This is a genomic window from Pseudomonas lundensis (assembly GCF_001042985.1).
GTDB lineage: Bacteria > Pseudomonadota > Gammaproteobacteria > Pseudomonadales > Pseudomonadaceae > Aquipseudomonas > Aquipseudomonas lundensis.
The window spans coordinates 99,495-115,582 of the sequence record NZ_JYKY01000015.1 but is presented as its reverse complement, the minus strand read 5'-3'; the positions used below and the strand labels follow the sequence as shown (position 1 = coordinate 115,582).

General features: G+C 59.3%; 12 protein-coding genes, 1 tRNA gene and 2 pseudogenes. 10 read left to right on the top strand and 5 right to left on the bottom strand.

The window, feature by feature from the left end; genetic code table 11:
- Nucleotides 1-122: 122 nt before the first annotated feature.
- Nucleotides 123-281 (bottom strand): annotated as a pseudogene (locus TU74_RS23525) (GntR family transcriptional regulator); the annotation flags it as partial.
- Between the two features lie 599 nt (nucleotides 282-880).
- Between TU74_RS23525 and TU74_RS13840 the strand changes: the two are divergent.
- The 7 genes from TU74_RS13840 (at nucleotide 881) to TU74_RS13810 (ending at nucleotide 8,314) form a co-directional block, all read left to right on the top strand.
- Nucleotides 881-1,312, top strand: a complete 432-nt coding sequence (locus TU74_RS13840; RefSeq protein WP_048376862.1) for a MarR family winged helix-turn-helix transcriptional regulator — start codon at nucleotides 881-883, stop codon at nucleotides 1,310-1,312.
- Nucleotides 1,309-3,399: an FUSC family protein gene (locus TU74_RS13835; protein ID WP_048376861.1), complete on the top strand. Its 2,091-nt coding sequence runs from the start codon at nucleotides 1,309-1,311 to the stop codon at nucleotides 3,397-3,399. The genes TU74_RS13840 and TU74_RS13835 overlap by 4 nt, the downstream gene beginning before the upstream one ends.
- Nucleotides 3,396-3,605, top strand: coding sequence for a DUF1656 domain-containing protein (locus TU74_RS13830; RefSeq protein ID WP_047272783.1), 210 nt, complete (start codon nucleotides 3,396-3,398; stop codon nucleotides 3,603-3,605). The genes TU74_RS13835 and TU74_RS13830 overlap by 4 nt, the downstream gene beginning before the upstream one ends.
- Nucleotides 3,602-4,504: an efflux RND transporter periplasmic adaptor subunit gene (locus TU74_RS13825; protein WP_047272784.1), complete on the top strand. Its 903-nt coding sequence runs from the start codon at nucleotides 3,602-3,604 to the stop codon at nucleotides 4,502-4,504. The genes TU74_RS13830 and TU74_RS13825 overlap by 4 nt, the downstream gene beginning before the upstream one ends.
- Nucleotides 4,501-5,946, top strand: coding sequence for an efflux transporter outer membrane subunit (locus tag TU74_RS13820; RefSeq protein WP_047291142.1), 1,446 nt, complete (start codon nucleotides 4,501-4,503; stop codon nucleotides 5,944-5,946). Before TU74_RS13825 ends, TU74_RS13820 begins: the two co-directional genes overlap by 4 nt.
- Nucleotides 5,947-6,053: 107 nt before the next feature.
- Nucleotides 6,054-6,698 carry an NADH:ubiquinone oxidoreductase subunit N gene (locus TU74_RS13815; protein ID WP_047272786.1) on the top strand — a complete coding sequence of 215 codons (645 nt, stop codon included), beginning with the start codon at nucleotides 6,054-6,056 and terminating at the stop codon, nucleotides 6,696-6,698.
- Nucleotides 6,699-6,835: 137 nt separating this feature from the next.
- Nucleotides 6,836-8,314 (top strand): YdgA family protein, encoded by a 1,479-nt coding sequence (locus TU74_RS13810; RefSeq protein ID WP_048376860.1) that lies wholly within the window; start codon nucleotides 6,836-6,838, stop codon nucleotides 8,312-8,314.
- Nucleotides 8,315-8,397: 83 nt separating this feature from the next.
- On the opposite strand, the gene TU74_RS13805 is transcribed toward TU74_RS13810, so the two are convergent.
- From TU74_RS13805 to TU74_RS13790, 4 genes and pseudogenes are all read right to left on the bottom strand, one after another.
- Nucleotides 8,398-10,845, bottom strand: a complete 2,448-nt coding sequence (locus tag TU74_RS13805) for a TonB-dependent receptor (RefSeq protein ID WP_241485565.1) — start codon at nucleotides 10,843-10,845, stop codon at nucleotides 8,398-8,400.
- A 115-nt stretch (nucleotides 10,846-10,960) separates the two neighbouring features.
- Nucleotides 10,961-11,893, bottom strand: coding sequence for a FecR family protein (locus tag TU74_RS13800; RefSeq protein ID WP_047291181.1), 933 nt, complete (start codon nucleotides 11,891-11,893; stop codon nucleotides 10,961-10,963).
- Between the two features lie 25 nt (nucleotides 11,894-11,918).
- A pseudogene (locus TU74_RS13795) lies at nucleotides 11,919-12,422 on the bottom strand (RNA polymerase sigma factor); the annotation flags it as partial.
- Nucleotides 12,423-12,663: 241 nt separating this feature from the next.
- Nucleotides 12,664-12,740: transfer RNA gene (locus tag TU74_RS13790), tRNA-Arg, on the bottom strand.
- A 347-nt stretch (nucleotides 12,741-13,087) separates the two neighbouring features.
- On the opposite strand from TU74_RS13790, the gene gabD reads away from it, so the two are divergent.
- From gabD to gabT, 3 genes are read left to right on the top strand one after another with little or no spacing between them, the layout of a single operon-like run.
- Nucleotides 13,088-14,530 (top strand): NADP-dependent succinate-semialdehyde dehydrogenase, encoded by a 1,443-nt coding sequence (gene gabD, locus TU74_RS13785; protein WP_047279824.1) that lies wholly within the window; start codon nucleotides 13,088-13,090, stop codon nucleotides 14,528-14,530.
- Nucleotides 14,531-14,566: 36 nt separating this feature from the next.
- The gene (locus TU74_RS24925) at nucleotides 14,567-14,698 is read left to right on the top strand and encodes a hypothetical protein (RefSeq protein ID WP_255164129.1); all 132 of its coding nucleotides are present in this window, start codon (nucleotides 14,567-14,569) and stop codon (nucleotides 14,696-14,698) included.
- A gap of 8 nt (nucleotides 14,699-14,706) precedes the next feature.
- Complete coding sequence (gene gabT, locus TU74_RS13780; RefSeq protein ID WP_047279823.1) at nucleotides 14,707-15,990, top strand: 4-aminobutyrate--2-oxoglutarate transaminase; 1,284 nt, start codon at nucleotides 14,707-14,709, stop codon at nucleotides 15,988-15,990.
- Nucleotides 15,991-16,088 lie beyond the last annotated feature (98 nt).

Sequence of the window (16,088 nt, the reverse complement as noted above, 5' to 3'; positions counted from 1 at the left end):
CAACATTTCCATGCTGATCACCCTGTGTTCTCCTGCTCGAAAAGTGAGCAGAAGCAGTTGAACACCTGGGTCAGTTTTCAGTCGGCAGAAGAGCCTCTACTGGGTCAGTTTTCGGTCAGCGGCAACACCGCCAGCGCCTCTTGGCGAATCGCCGTCCCGCACGGCAGGCGTCCATCGAGGATAGCGTTGCGCAAGGATTCTTCGATTACCGCGCGAGCTTGATGAGCTGCAACAGGGCCATGGACTTCAATACTGCTTAAAGGGTTACGTTTTACGGCCACGTTCGCGCACCTGCGGTTGACATTCAGCTTGCCTATTTGGATCCAATTGAAAGTAGGTACAGACCAAATCCTTGTCAAACCTTGTAACAACAAGTCTAGCGTGACTGGACCCCCAATGACCGGAAGCAACCCAGCATTTCGCGCAGTTTGTGGCCTACACCTGCGAGGATTACAGCTGCCCGCTATGCCGTCTTAGTCTTGAACAGGTGAAGGATGGGCGTATTCAGTAGCAACGATGTAAGCGAGTATCTGATACGCGTCTAAGAACCTTCCCACAACCTGTTAGCCGGTTTGCTTCGTAGGGGACATTTTGCTGCTCGCAGCCGGGCGTTTTTTGGCTCTACTAGGACGGCTATTGGGTGCGACGAAGGTTCAAGACGTGATCATTGACGACACCCAGGGTCGACTATATTTGAGCGGTCTCACAACCGAATGCCGGCGTATGGATCATTTGCCTTTTCAAGACGTCGTCATCGACCTTTCTCTAAGAATTAATTTGCAACACTCTTGACTGAAATCCACTCGCCGCGCAATATTAATAGTTAGCAAACTAACATTATGTGACACTTCTTTTGTCTGACACCCTTGATTCACTACAAATGAGCATCAGCACTGGCATGGTGGTCGCGACCCGTCATTGGCGTCGTGTGTGCCAGACCACGCTGGTCAACTACGGGATCTCCGAAGCCTGCGCCATGCCGCTGCTGATTATCGGCCGCTTGGGCGAGGGCGTGCGTCAGGTTACCGTGGCCCACGCTGCCGGCATGGAAAGCCCGTCCTTGGTGCGCCTGCTCGATCAGTTGTGCAAAGACGGCTATGTACGTCGTTGCGAAGACGCCAGTGACCGTCGCGCCAAAACCTTGAGCCTGACAGACGCCGGCCGCGCCCTTGCGCAGTCGATCGAGGCGCAGTTGGTTCAATTGCGCCGCGCGGCGCTGGCGGACGTTTCAGTCGCCGATCAAGAAGCCGCGTTGCGGGTGATCAACGCATTCGAAGCGGCGGGTCAACTGCCTGATGGAGCCGCCTCTTGAACGGCTTTTTCAGCAGCATGCCGCCTGCCCGCGACTGGTTTTACGGCGTACGCACATTCGCGGCGTCGATGATCGCGCTGTACATTGCCCTGCTCATGGAGATGCCGCGTCCGTATTGGGCGATGGCAACGGTTTACATCGTTTCCAGTCCTTTCGTAGGCCCTACCAGCTCCAAGGCGGTGTATCGCGCGCTTGGCACCTTGCTGGGCGCGTCGGCGGCCGTATTCTTTGTGCCCTTGTTTGTGCAGACCCCGTTTTTGCTGGTGCTGGTGATTGCGCTCTGGACCGGCATTCTGTTGTTCCTGTCGCTGCACTTGCGCACCGCCAACAGCTACGTGTTCATGTTGGCGGGCTACACGATGCCGATGATCGCGCTGCCGATTGTGGATAACCCGCTCAACGTCTTCGACATTGCCATTTCACGTACCGAAGAAATCATGCTTGGTATCGTGTGTGCCGCCGTCGTGGGCAGCATGTTCTGGCCACGTCGCCTGACCCCCGTGTTCATTGATGCGGCGGGCAAGTGGTTTGGTGATGCGGCCAATTACAGCAAACACTTTCTGGCCCGTGACGTAGAACCCAACAAGGCCAGCGGACTGCGTTCGTCGATGGTGGCCACGTTCAACACCCTTGAGCTGATGATCGGCCAATTACCTCACGAAGGCGCGCACCCGCAAACCGTGCGTAACACCAAAGAATTGCGCGGGCGCATGATCCACCTGCTGCCCGTGGTGGACGCGCTGGATGACGCGCTGTACGCCCTAGAGCGGCGCACGCCCGAGCTGGTTGAGAAAGTCACGCCCTTGCTGGACCGCGCGCAGCAATGGCTTGAAAGCACCCGCGAGGGCGCACCGATTGAGCAGTGGAAGGCCCTGCGCCACGAACTTGAGGCCTTGCAACCGAGCGCGGCGGCCCTGGATGACCGGCGTCAGTTGCTGTTGTCCAACGTGTTGTACCGCTTGGGTGAGTGGATCGATCTTTGGCAAGACTGCAAAAGTTTGCAGCACGCTATTACGACGGGTAATCAAGACGTTTGGCGGGCGGTGTATCGGCACTGGCGGCTGGGTCGCCTGACGCCGTTTCTGGACCGCGGCCTGATGCTCTATTCGGCGTTTTCGACCGTGACCGCCATCGTGGTGGCTTGCGTGTTGTGGATTTTGCTGGGCTGGACGGACGGGGCGAGTGCCGTGATTCTGGCCGCCGTCGCTTGCAGTTTCTTTGCTGCAATGGACGACCCGGCCCCGCAAATCTACCGCTTCTTTTTCTGGACCTCGTTGTCGGTACTGTTTGCCAGTTTGTATCTGTTTGTGATCCTGCCCAACCTGCATGATTTCCCCATGCTGGTACTGGCGTTCGCGGTGCCCTTTATCTGTGTCGGTACGCTCACCGTGCAGCCTCGGTTTTACCTGGGCACGTTATTGACGATTGTGAACACCGCGTCCTTCATCAGCATTCAAGGCGCCTACGATGCTGACTTCATGGTGTTCATGAACGCCAACCTTGCCGGCCCGATCGGCTTATTGTTCGCGTTTGTCTGGACCTTGATCGCACGGCCATTCGGCGCTGAACTGGCGGCCAAGCGTCTGACCCGTTTCAGCTGGCGTGACATTGTGCGGCTCACCAAACCCGCGACGCTGGCCGAACACCGGCACATGGGGGCGCAAATGCTCGATCGCCTGATGCAGCATTTGCCGCGTCTGGCCATGACCGGGCAAGACACCGGCATTGCAGTCCGCGAGTTGCGCGTCGCGCTTAATCTGCTGGACTTGCTCGCGTATGCACCGCGGGTGACCGGCGGCCCGCAACTGCTGCTGCGCCAAGTGGTCAGTGACGTGGGCGATTATTTTCGCAGTTGCCTGAAGGCGGGTGAGCGCCTGCCCGTGCCTGCGCGATTGCAGATGACCATGGACCGCACGCGTCGTGCGCTCAATGCCAACGACTTGCAGGACGAAGGCGATGCCCGTGTTCACTTGTTGCACGCGCTCAGCGGTCTGCGGCTGGCACTGTTGCCCGGCGTTGAATTTATCGTCGACAACGAAGACCTGCCCCAGCCCCACGTACAAGGCATTGATGGAGCGCCGCTATGATCGGTGATGTGGATATCAGCGGGGTGTTCCTGCCCACCTTTCTGGTGTTGATGGGCATTACCTATTTACTGTTTTTGGTGGTACACGCGGTTCTGACGCGTGTGCACTTTTACCGCCTGGTCTGGCACCGGGCTTTGTTCAACGTCGGTCTCTACGCTCTGCTTCTCGGCGTTGTGGATTCGTTAAGTCGATATTTGATGACATGAAAAAACCGTTATTGACCCTGGGCCGCGTCGTTCTCACCTTGCTGGTGGTGGCGTTTGCCTGCGTCGTGGTCTGGCGCATGACCATGTACTACATGTTTGCGCCGTGGACGCGGGACGGTCACATCCGTGCCGACATCGTGCAAATTGCGCCCGATGTGTCGGGCCTGATCAAACAGGTCGAGGTGCGTGACAACCAGCCGGTTACCCGCGATCAGGTCTTGTTTGTGATCGACCAGGAACGCTTCAAGCTGGCCTTGCGCCAGGCCCAAGCCACACTGGCTGATCGCAAGGAAACCCTGGCGCAGGCCCAGCGTGAAAGTCGTCGTAACAAAGGCTTGGGCAATCTGGTCGCCCGCGAACAACTGGAAGAAAGTCAGTCCCGCGAAATGCGTGCCCAGGCCGCGCTCACCGAGGCCCAAGTGGCGGTGGACAGCGCTCAGCTCAACCTTGACCGCACCGTCGTGCGCAGCCCGGTGGACGGTTACGTCAACGATCGGGCGCCGCGCGTCAACGAGTTCGTCACGGCCGGGCGCCCGGTGTTGTCGATTGTCGACAGCAGCTCCTTCCACATCGACGGCTATTTCGAGGAAACCAAGCTCGATGGCATTCACGTGGGTCAGCGCGTGGACATTCGCGTGATTGGCGACAACGCGCGTCTGCGCGGGCATGTCGAAAGCATCGTCGCCGGTATTGAAGACCGGGACCGCAGCAGCGGCCAGAACCTGCTGCCAAACGTCAACCCGGCATTCAGCTGGGTACGGCTGGCGCAACGGATTCCGGTGCGCATTGTGTTCGATGAAGTGCCGGAAGATTTCCGCATGATCGCCGGGCGCACGGCCACGGTGTCGATTATCGAAGACACACCTCAAACGCGACCTGCGAAGGAGAACGCGCCATGAAACCCGCTCACCTGGCGGCCGTGGGGCTGGGGTTGTTGCTGGCCGGATGCCAACTGGTGGGGCCGGATTATCACCTGCCCAAAGACGCCGCGTTGCAGCGTCCCGATGTACAAGGCGAATTCGCGGGCGAGGGGACCAACGTGATATCGGCTCCCGTGCCTGCCGATTGGTGGAAGCTCTATCAGGATCCGAAACTCAACGAGCTGGTGCGTCAGGCGCTCGCCTCCAACACAGATTTGCGGGTTGCGGCGGCTAATCTGTCACGGGCACGGGCTCAGGTTGAGCAAGCGCAATCAGCGGGCGGCTGGAGCGGTTCGGCCAAGGCGGGTGCCCAGCGTTTGCAGGAGTCGGGCGAAGCGTTCCTGCTGGCCGATAAGGTGCCGGTGGCCAACGTCGGCGACCTTGGCATCAGCACGTCGTATCAGTTCGATTTATGGGGCACTTTGCAGCGCGGTATCGAGGCGGCGCAGGCCAATGCCGACGCCACCCAGGCCGCGGCTGACACCGCTCGCATTACCCTGGTGGCAGACGTGGTGCGGGCGTACACCCAAGTGTGCGCGGCCAACGAAGAGCACCACATTGCCGAACAGTCACTCCAGTTGCAGGCGCAAAGTACACGACTGACTCAGCAACTGCGCGACGCAGGGCGCGGCGACGAAACCCAGGTCACACGCTCTGAAACGCAATTCAAATCGTTGCGCGCCGAACTGCCTCGCTACGAAGCCTTGCGCCAGTCCGGGCTGTTTCGGCTGTCGATGTTGCTGGCCAAGCCGCTGGATCAATTGCCCTCGGGCGTTGCCACGTGTGCCGAGTTGCCGCAGATCGCGCAGTTGCTGCCGGTGGGTGACGGGGCTGCGTTGCTCAAGCGCCGTCCCGATGTGCGTCAGGCCGAGCGGCATCTGGCAGCAGCCACCGCCCAGATCGGTGTGGCCACAGGCGCCCTGTACCCCGACATCAGCATCGGCGCGAGCATTGGCACGGTCGGCATCATCGACAACCTTGGCACAGCGCCAACCAATCGCTGGGGCTTTGGCCCGTTGTTGAGCTGGACGATTCCTACCAACGGCTCGCGTGCGCGTATCCGTGAAGCCGAAGCGGCCACCCAAGGCGCCCTGGCCAAATTCGACGGCGTGGTGCTGAACGCAATCCGCGAAACCCAGACCAGCCTGGTGCAATACACCGCGTTGCTGCAGCGCCGCGATGCCTTGGCCGAGGCCGAAGCATCAGCCAGGACTGCCGCCGATCAAACTCACCAATTCTTTCAGGCGGGGCGCGAATCGTTCCTGGCGGACCTGCAAGCGACCCGTGTTTACACGGATATGCGCGCACAATTGTCCGCGGCCAACACCCAGGTTGCCATGAGCCAGATCGACTTGTTTCTGGCCCTCGGTGGCGGCTGGGAAAGCGGACGAACGCAAGCGGCGACCCACGCGAAACCCTGAGGGCGTTGCTATGCTCTGAGAGGTCGGTATCAAAACGATGGCTCAGGGCGTCGAGACACTTTTAGCCCCTCCCCATCGCGCAAAATGGCTCGATGGGGATTCTAATAATGAAAAACCCTTATGCTCCCGGTTTCTGGTGTGCGGTCGTCGCGGTGGTGCTGCTGTCAGCGACGTACTTCTACGGCATCATGCTGGCGCACCAAATCGACACAGCGTTGTTCTTCCTCGACAGCGCCAGCGCGCTGATTGCGGTATTGGCCATTGCAGTGGTGGCCTGGGCGTTGCTGCAAACCCGGCAAATCAAGAAACGTCAGGTTGAAGCCGGTCAGACCCGGGTTCTGATCTGGGACACCAAAATCGCGTTACGCCGCGTTGAAACAGTCTTCGATCGCTACTTCTGGGGTAGCTACTGGCAGCCAGGACGCACGTTTGAGGCGTTCATGGGCGAGCTGACCGGCACGCCCCTCGAAAAAAGCCTGGATGCCCTTAAATCCCAATGCCTGCAACTCGATAAAGCTTTGCCCAGCGAAGAGCGTCAATGGCTCGATAACGCGCGTGAGTTAGCTGACGTGGCCGCTGCCATGGCCCGAGAGCGGTATCAGCTGGATTACTCCGATTCTTCTGTGAATTCTGTGGGCGAAATCTGCGTCGACCATGACCTGGAAGTCTTGGTGTACACCTGGAGCGCCATCCTCAAAAATTTCGATCACCGCCTGGACGAAATAGAGCGCCTCATGGCCCGTTCAGCCTGAATTTACGTGACTGAAAATGTCCGAAAGAAGCGTGTGGCCAGTTGCCAGTGATACCCTGCTGCCACTTTTCGGCCCATGACGGGCTTGGCAAAGACCGCTTTTACTTTCAACACAACGGACATTGAACGGGTCAACTGATGAATAAACCATTAGGCGTGTTAGTAGGGATTGTTGTTATTGCAGGTGCTCTGAATACCGCAGGCGCGTGGTACACCGGAACCAAACTGGAAGGCGTGTTGCAAACGTCGATTCAGGAGGCCAACAAGGAACTGGCGTCTCAGTTGCAAGGCACGCCCACCCACGGTTCAGTCGAGCTGGTCTCGCTTGACCGCCACCTCTACAGCAGCACTGCTCACTACCGCGTAAAGGTTGAAGATGACTCCGCCAGGCCGGATGCCGAGCCTGTCGAGTTGCTGTTTGTGGCTGACATCGAGCATGGCCCGTTGCCGTGGTCGCGCCTCAAGACCTTTAAGTGGATGCCGGTCATGGCGACCACCACGTACGCGTTGGAAAAAACGCCCTTCACTGAAAAATGGTTTGCTGCCGCCAAAGATCAATCCCCGCTTCAGGGTCAGGTCACACTGAGTTACAACCGCTCGGTCGAAGGCCGCATGGAGTTTCTGCCCCTTGAGGTCGCACTGGACGAAAACTCCAGCCTCAGCTTCTCGGGCATGACCATGGAAGGGACGGCCGATGCCGACGGCCAAAACCTCAAAGGCAAAGGCTACATGGATCACTTCAAGCTGCACGCCGTGTCGCTGAACAAGCCGCCGTTGCTGATTGAACTCAACGGGCTGACCGTGGCCAGTGACTTGGACAAAAGCGAATTTGGCTTCTTCCTTGGCCAGAACTTCTTGGGTTTGAGTGAAAGCCGAATCACCTTTGGCATTCGTCAGTCGCTGCTCAAGGTCAATAACTTCGAATACACCGGTTCCACTTCCGCCAACGGCAAACTGCTGTCGGGCCGCCTGGACTACAAAGTCGGCGATGTCTCGCTCAACAACACCCCGGTGGGGAGCGCGCAACTGGTCTTGAGCGCCAGCAGCCTGGACATCCCGGCGATGCAATCGATGTTGCAGATTTACCAGACCAAGTTTCAGCCAAAAGCGGACGGCGCCCTGCCCGCGAGTGAGCTGACCCCGGCTGAGCAAGTTCAACTGCAAACCAGTCTGGATACCTTGCTGGCGGGTAAGCCACAGATGGCCGTCGAGAAATTGGCCGTGAAAACGCCACATGGCGAAAGCGAGTTTAACCTTGCGATGGCATTGGCTCAGCCTGCGGCCCTTGACCAGCCGCCCGTGGAAATCACCAAGCAACTGCTGACCTCGCTGGTTGCCAAGTTGCAGCTGTCCAAACCTATGATTGCCGACCTCGCCGGTGTTCAGGCGCAACTGGAAGGCCAAACCGACCCGCAGACCCTGGCGCAGGTCGGCACGATGACCAGCGACATGGTCGGCAACATCGCTGTGGGCACCGGTCTGGCAAAAGTGGAAGGCAACAACATTGTCGCGTCGCTTGACTATGCAGCAGGGCAAGTGGATTTCAACGGCCAGAAAATGAGCCTTGAAGACTTCATTACCCAAATGACTCAGCGCTTCAACGCGCCGATTCAGTAATGAACCGGCGGCTCGTGGCTTAGCGACTCATACCTGTCAGCGGCAACAGAAAAATCTGTCGCCGCTGACAGGTAGCGCGAGCGTCAGTACGCCAATGACCACGTCAGGCTGTAGGTCCGGCCGCGGCCCTGGTAGTCGTACAAGTATTCAGGTCCGTAGGTGGGTGAGTAGAACAGCGCGGCACGCTGGCCCCACACGGTGCTGTACTCCTTGTCGAGCAGGTTCTGGATACCGGCGCTGAAGGTGCCAAATTCGGTCTCTTGGCTGCCCATTAAATCGAACGTGGTGTACCCGCTGATTTTGTGGTCGGAATCGTCCTTGAGGGTGAACGCATGGTTGCCTTGCAGGCGTACGTTACGTCCATCCCCGTGCCAGCCCACGAACGCGGTGGACTTGGACAAAGATGCGTAACGCGCATCGCGCTTAATCCAGTCGCCGTTGGCGTCTTCTTCCTCCGAACGCACCATGTGCAAGGTGCCACCCACCTCCCAACCGTCGCTGAAGTGACGGGTCAACGCGCCTTCGAAGCCGAAGTCGCGGCTCTTCTTGTCCGTGACATCAATCGTCAGCGTGGCGGCGTCTGTGGTGATGACTTTGTCCGACCAGATGTAGTAAATCGCGGCCTGCGCATCCCAATCCACGTCCGCGAAACGCCAGCCGGTCTCCACCTGGCGGCTTTTGATCCCGGCCAGCGGGTTGTCTTTAACGCTCAGCCCCGGCTTGCCGTAGTACTTGGCCGGATCCGGCAGATCGAAGCCTTCGCTGTAGTTGATCCAGGTCTGATGGCCGTTTTGGAAATCGTAGATGGTGCCCAGGTTGAACAGATTGACCGCGTAGTCGTTGCTGCCTCCCGGGACGTTTTTGAACACGCCCACATCCACGTCCATTTGCTGGCGCCGCGCGCCGCCCGACACGGTCAGGGCGTCGGTGAGTTTCCAGTCCAGCTGCGCATACACCGACTGCCCGTCCACGCGATAACTGGGATAGCGCGGGGCTTTGCTCTGGGTGACCAGATCAAGGCCGCCGCTTTGCGAGGACATGGCCGAATCAAATACGCTTTGTTCGGCGTTGAAGCGCTCGCGATCCAGGTCCACGCCATACGTCAGCTTCAGGCTGTCCCACTGTTTGGCGAATAGCGCCTTGAGGCTGGTGACTTCAAAGTTTTGCTGCGAGGCGGCGAAGTAAACGCCTTTTGAGCCTTGGGGTTTGCCGGTGTTGTAGTAAGGAAACGGGAAGAAGTTGTTGTCTTCCTTTCGGTACGAACCCTGTAGGTAGAAGTCTTGCCCTAGTACGTCGCTGTGATGGTAGTTGGCGTTGAACAGCAGGCGTTTGGAGCGCGGCTCAAGGTCGGTGTCGTAGCCGCTGCGGATCTGGGCATCGTCCAGGTTGGACGGCGCCTTGTCATGCAGGTTGGGGAAGTAAATTCCCACGTTGCCGTGGTTGCCCGAGTCGTAATACTGCGCCAACAGGTCGAGGTCTTGCTCATCGTCGAGCTTGATCGCGAGGCTGCCCATCAGGTCGAGGGTGCGGTTGTACTGCAGGTCGGTCTGGGTGTTGTCGATAAACACCTGATCGCCTTTGCCATCGTAAAAGGCCTCGTTCTGCTCGCCTGAAATCCCCAGCCGACCATAGATGCGCTCCGTGCCGCCGCTCACCGATTGCGAGATGCGGCTGGACAGGTCGTCGCTGTTGTTGAAGCCGCTGGTGGCCGACAGTTCGGTCTCGAATTGAGCCGGGCCGGGTGTGCCTTTTTTGGTCACGATATTGATGATCCCGCCCGTGGCACCGCCGCCGTACAGCGCGCTGGCGCCGGACAACACTTCGACCCGCTCCACGTTGAACGGCGAGATGCTGTCGAACTGTCGCGACAACCCGCGCGAGCTGTTCTGGCTGACACCGTCGATCATCACCAGCACGTTACGCCCGCGCATGTTTTGACCGTAGTTACTGCGCCCTTCGGGGGCCAGATCCAGCCCCGGCACCAGCTTGCCGATGGCCTCCTTCAGGGTGACGCCAGTGTCGAGTTGCTCTTGCAACTGCACGTGATCGACCACCCACACGGTGCCCGGAATTTCGCTGATCGCGGTGCTGGTGCGAGCGCCCACGCTGACTTCCAGTGCCTTGAGTTGCAGGCTTTGGGCAGGCGCTTGGGGCTTGCGCAGAATCACCGTGCGTGCGTCGCTGAACTGCCAGTTCAGGCCGCTGCCCGCCAGCAAGGTCTGCAACGCCTGCTCGACACTCATCTGGCCTTGCAGCGCCGGGCTGTGCAGACCGGCGACTTCCGCAGACGTGAACAGCAGGTGCAAGTCGGCCTGATCGGCGAATTGGGTCAAGGCCTGGTCGAGGTCTTGGGCCGGGACGCTGACAGTGACCTGACGTGTGCTGACGGCTGCGGCCTGCGTCGTCGCTGCCTGAGCCGTGGCCTGCACGGTGCCGCCCAGGCTGGCGAGCACAGTGGTGGCGATCAACACCTGACGCAATCGCTGTTCTTTTCGTTGTGCGTCACGCGGCTTTTTGACGTGCTCGACCATCGCTTTTGCAATCCTTCTTCGGGTTTTTATGTCGCAAATGAGAACGTATTTCGCTCTCAGTCTTACTACGACGATATGCCCGAGTGGATCTTGCAGTGCCCGCGAAGAATTATTTTCAGCGCACCCACGCCACAAACGGCAAATAGGTGATGTTCAGGCCGTAACGCTGCTCCAGGGTATGCAGCAGGTTGTGCGGGTCGTTGAGGTCGAACACACCGCTGATTTGCAGTGCGCCGAGCCCGGCATCGGGAACGATGATGTGCCCGTATTGATAGCGCTCCAGCTCGGCCAGCACTTCTTGCAACGGTTTGCGGTTGAAGATCAGTTTGCCGCGATGCCAGGCCGTGAGCGCATGGGCGTCCACCTGATCGCGCTCGGCCAGCGTCTGTCCGGCCCGGTAAACCGCTAACTGATTGGATCGCAGCTCCAGGGTTTGGGCCTGATGCTCGACCTGTGCCGCGCCGGTGGCCACCAGCACCCGTGTTTGATCCGGGTCGCGGCGCACGCTGAACGTGGCGCTCTTGGCTTGCACCCGATCGGCGCCGGCCTCGACGATAAAAGGCCGCGACGGATCTTCAGCCACTTCAATCAGGGCTTCGCCCTTGCGCAGTGAGAGCGTGCGCCGGTGTTCATTGAAATCAACCGTGATCGCGCTGGCGCTGTTGAGCGTGACCCGCGAGCCATCGCTCAACACCCATTGCTGGCGCTGGCCAACGCCGGTGTGATGGGTGTCGAACCAGCCCGGCACGCCCTCGGCCGCGCTGTAACCGAATATCGCCAGCACCAGCCCGGCCGCCAGTCCGCTGGCCCAGCGAGCAGCCTTGCGGCGTGGGCGAGGTGTGTCGACGTGCGTGTGGGCCGTAGGGGTCAAGCCGATGTCTGCCCACAGCGCTTCGGCCTCTTGGGCCGCTGCTTTGTGTGCCGGGCTCAGGTGTTGCCACTGTGCATACGCCAGTCGCTCTCGGGCCGTGGCGTCACCCGAGTGCAACCGGGTTAGCCAGTCAATGGCCTGATCGTCGAGGTCGTCAGTGGAGGGGCAAGGAGGCATTGCGGCGGGCTCAGGCATGGTTGTGTTTGAGCCAGTCACGGCAGTGGCGCAACGCCTGGCCGATGTATTTTGCCACCATACTTGGCGACACGCCCAGCTCGGCGGCGATCTGGGCTTGTGTCATCCCGTCGATGCGGCTCATAAGCAGTGCTTGCCGGGCGTTGGGCGATAACTGCTGTAACGCCTGGTCGAGAATCCCGATGCGTTCCTTGGCCAGCAGCAGCCCTTCAGGCGGCAGGCCCGGATCGACCAGTTCAACCGAGGGCGGTTCGGCGCTCAAATTGCGGGTCTGGCGCTGATCGATCCGCAACGCATCAATGGCCAGATTGCCCGCGACTTTGAAAATAAAGTGCCGATCATTCAACACCGTGATCGAGTGAGGATCGATCTTCGCCAATTTAATCCACGTTTCCTGTGCCACGTCCGCCGCCCGGTGGCGATCTCGCAGGCGGCGTGTCAGGAACGACAATAGATCGTCGTAATGCTCCTGAAAACTGGCCAGCAAGCGGGAAGGGGAAGGCGAGGGCATCACAGAGACTCAAGCGGGCAAGGGCGTGAATGAGAAGCCGTATCATTCATGATTGCTCGCCCCAGCGCAACGTCCCTGCGGGCAAGTCCCTGAAAGGGAGGGCGCCAGAATGGAGTACACCCGCCCTTCTACCTGCACGTCCGGGTGCAAATTCAGGCGCGGCAGTGCTTCAAGCGATAGCGTGCGGGGAGTCAATAACAACGGAGGGGTAAAGCGGTTCCCTTGAGCAAGGGAAAGAAGATGGTGCACCAGGCGGGATTCGAACCCACGACCCCTGCCTTCGGAGGGCAGTACTCTATCCAGCTGAGCTACTGGTGCAGCGCGGGCGCCATGATACTCATCTGCGTGTCACCCGTCCATGCCGCTGATTGAGCGGGTGTTTCTCAAGCCGATATGGGCTATTAATGACGGCCGTGTGAGAAAAGGGAGAGGAACGCCGCTTGTTCTTTTTTTCGAACAGCCTATTGTCCTTTACCCCCTTTGCTCCTAGGATTCGTTTGAGATTTCAAACGCTCTTGTCTGAGTGCTAAACCGCACGCCGTGTGTGTTGTGCGTTTTTTGAACACTTTGGCAGTGAATGACTTCCTGACGGCAGCCACCTTTGGCGCCTTTCTACACTCAATAATTTGCTCCGCGCCCGCGCGGTGCTGTTAAGGAAAGCCCACATGCAGCTCAAAGACGCACAGTTGTTCCGCCAGCAAGCCTACATCGACGGGGCTTGGGTAGACGCCGACGGCGGCCAGACGATCAATGTTAACAACCCGGCCACCGGCGAAATTCTCGGCACTGTGCCAAAAATGGGTGCTGCGGAAACCCGCCGCGCCATTGAAGCTGCCGACAAAGCGTTGCCCGCCTGGCGTGCCCTGACCGCCAAAGAGCGTGCCACCAAACTGCGCCGCTGGTTCGAGCTGCTGATCGAGCACCAGGATGACCTGGGTCGCCTGATGACGATGGAGCAAGGCAAACCGCTGGCCGAAGCCAAGGGCGAGATCGTATACGCCGCGTCCTTCATCGAGTGGTTCGCTGAAGAAGCCAAGCGCATTTATGGCGACGTCATCCCGGGCCACCAGCCCGACAAGCGCCTGATCGTGATCAAGCAACCCATTGGCGTGACAGCGGCCATCACGCCGTGGAACTTCCCGGCGGCCATGATCACCCGTAAAGCAGGCCCCGCGTTGGCGGCCGGTTGCACCATGGTCATCAAACCGGCTTCGCAAACGCCTTTTTCCGCGTTGGCACTGGTTGAGCTGGCGCACCGTGCAGGCATTCCCAAGGGCGTGTTGAGCGTGGTCACCGGCAGCGCTGGCGACATCGGCGGCGAGCTGACCAGCAACCCGATCGTGCGCAAATTGTCCTTCACCGGCTCGACTGAAATTGGTCGCCAGTTGATGGCTGAATGCGCCAAGGACATCAAAAAAGTGTCGCTGGAGCTGGGTGGCAACGCGCCCTTTATCGTGTTCGATGACGCGGACCTGGATAAGGCCGTCGAAGGCGCGATTATTTCCAAATACCGCAACAACGGTCAGACCTGCGTCTGTGCCAACCGTCTGTACATTCAGGATTCGGTGTACGACGCGTTTGCTGAAAAACTCAAAGCGGCTGTGGGCAAGCTGAAGATCGGCAACGGTCTGGAAGAGGGCACCACCACCGGTCCGCTGATCGATGACAAGGCCGTGGCCAAAGTCAAAGAGCACATTGCAGACGCCGTGAGCAAAGGCGCCACCCTGCTGACCGGTGGTAACAGCCTGGAAGGCAGCTTCTTCGAGCCGACTATTCTGGTTAACGTGCCGAAAAATGCCGCTGTGGCGAAGGAAGAGACCTTCGGTCCGCTGGCGCCGTTGTTCCGCTTCAAAGACGAAGCCGAAGTGATCGCGATGGCCAACGACACCGAGTTCGGTCTGGCGTCCTACTTCTATGCACGCGACCTGAGCCGTGTATTCCGTGTAGCAGAAGCCTTGGAATACGGCATGGTCGGTGTGAACACGGGTCTGATCTCCAATGAAGTCGCCCCGTTTGGGGGTATCAAGGCGTCGGGTCTGGGCCGTGAAGGCTCCAAATACGGCATCGAAGACTACCTGGAAATAAAATATCTCTGCCTGGGCATCTAACCCGGCGGGTGGTTCAGCAGAGGGGGCACGAGAGCGATGCTTCTTCTGCGTTTCAACGTGTTAATTCCTGTGGCCGGGAGCGCCATGCCAGTCGATCATCGCATGCTGGCCTGGTTGTCTGCCCGGCGCGTCAGCCTTGAACCACGCCGTTTGATGAGCGGCGAATGAGGACACCCATGAGCAACAAGACCAACGCATCCCTGATGAAACGCCGTGAAGCCGCTGTCCCGCGCGGTGTTGGCCAGATTCACCCGATCTTCGCCGAATCTGCGAAGAACGCTACCGTCACTGACGTTGAAGGCCGTGAATTCATCGACTTCGCAGGCGGTATTGCCGTACTCAACACCGGTCACCTGCACCCGAAAATCGTTGCCGCCGTTCAAGCGCAATTGACCAAACTGACCCACACCTGCTTCCAGGTGTTGGCCTATGAGCCCTACGTTGAGCTGTGCGAGAAAATCAACGCCAAGGTGCCGGGCAACTTCGACAAGAAAACCCTGCTGGTCACCACCGGTTCTGAAGCCGTGGAAAACGCCGTGAAAATCGCCCGTGCCGCCACGGGCCGTGCGGGTGTAATTGCCTTCACTGGCGCGTACCACGGTCGCACCATGATGACGTTGGGCCTGACCGGTAAAGTCGTGCCTTACTCGGCAGGCATGGGCCTGATGCCGGGCGGTATCTTCCGCGCGCTGTACCCGTGCGAACTGCATGGCATCAGCGTTGATGACTCCATTGCCAGCATCGAGCGCATCTTCAAAAACGACGCCGAGCCAAAAGACATCGCCGCCATCATCATCGAGCCGGTACAGGGCGAAGGTGGTTTTTACGTGGCGCCGAAAGCGTTCATGGCGCGCCTGCGTGAGTTGTGCGACAAGCACGGCATCCTGTTGATCGCGGACGAAGTACAGACCGGCGCAGGCCGTACCGGTACGTTCTTCGCCATGGAGCAGATGGGCGTCACCGCCGACTTGACCACGTTCGCCAAATCCATCGCAGGCGGCTTCCCGTTGGCCGGTGTGTGCGGCAAGGCTGAACTGATGGACGCTATCGCACCGGGTGGTCTGGGTGGCACGTATGCTGGTAGCCCGATTGCCTGTGCGGCCGCGTTGGCCGTGCTGGAAGTGTTTGAAGAAGAGCACTTGCTGGACCGCTGCAAAGCAGTGGGCGAGCGTCTGGTCACCGGTCTGAAGGCGATTCAGGCCAAGTACCCGGTCATCGGTGATGTGCGTGCGTTGGGCGCCATGATCGCGGTCGAGCTGTTCGAAGGCGGCGACTCCCACAAACCAAATGCAGCGGCTGTGGCGCAAGTAGTCGCCAAAGCGCGTGAGAAAGGTCTGATCCTGCTGTCGTGCGGTCCTTACGGCAACGTCTTGCGGGTGCTGGTGCCGCTGACATCGCCTGACGAGCAACTGGACAAAGGCCTGGCCATCATCGAAGAGTGCTTCGCTGAACTGGCGTGAGCCCCGGCGTCTGAGATGTGACCTGTGACACAAAAAAACCGCTTCGGCGGTTTTTTTGCGTCTGTACAGCGCAAATAAGGCTTTTTGCCTGTATCCGA

Coding starts and splice junctions, on each gene's coding strand:
- TU74_RS13840 (WP_048376862.1), top strand. CDS start 881: ATGAGCATCAGCACTGGCATGGTGGTCGCGACCCGTCATTGGCGTCGT.
- TU74_RS13830 (WP_047272783.1), top strand. CDS start 3,396: ATGATCGGTGATGTGGATATCAGCGGGGTGTTCCTGCCCACCTTTCTG.
- TU74_RS13825 (WP_047272784.1), top strand. CDS start 3,602: ATGAAAAAACCGTTATTGACCCTGGGCCGCGTCGTTCTCACCTTGCTG.
- TU74_RS13820 (WP_047291142.1), top strand. CDS start 4,501: ATGAAACCCGCTCACCTGGCGGCCGTGGGGCTGGGGTTGTTGCTGGCC.
- TU74_RS13815 (WP_047272786.1), top strand. CDS start 6,054: ATGAAAAACCCTTATGCTCCCGGTTTCTGGTGTGCGGTCGTCGCGGTG.
- TU74_RS13810 (WP_048376860.1), top strand. CDS start 6,836: ATGAATAAACCATTAGGCGTGTTAGTAGGGATTGTTGTTATTGCAGGT.
- TU74_RS13805 (WP_241485565.1), bottom strand. CDS start 10,845: ATGGTCGAGCACGTCAAAAAGCCGCGTGACGCACAACGAAAAGAACAG.
- TU74_RS13800 (WP_047291181.1), bottom strand. CDS start 11,893: ATGCCTCCTTGCCCCTCCACTGACGACCTCGACGATCAGGCCATTGAC.
- gabD (WP_047279824.1), top strand. CDS start 13,088: ATGCAGCTCAAAGACGCACAGTTGTTCCGCCAGCAAGCCTACATCGAC.
- TU74_RS24925 (WP_255164129.1), top strand. CDS start 14,567: ATGCTTCTTCTGCGTTTCAACGTGTTAATTCCTGTGGCCGGGAGCGCC.
- gabT (WP_047279823.1), top strand. CDS start 14,707: ATGAGCAACAAGACCAACGCATCCCTGATGAAACGCCGTGAAGCCGCT.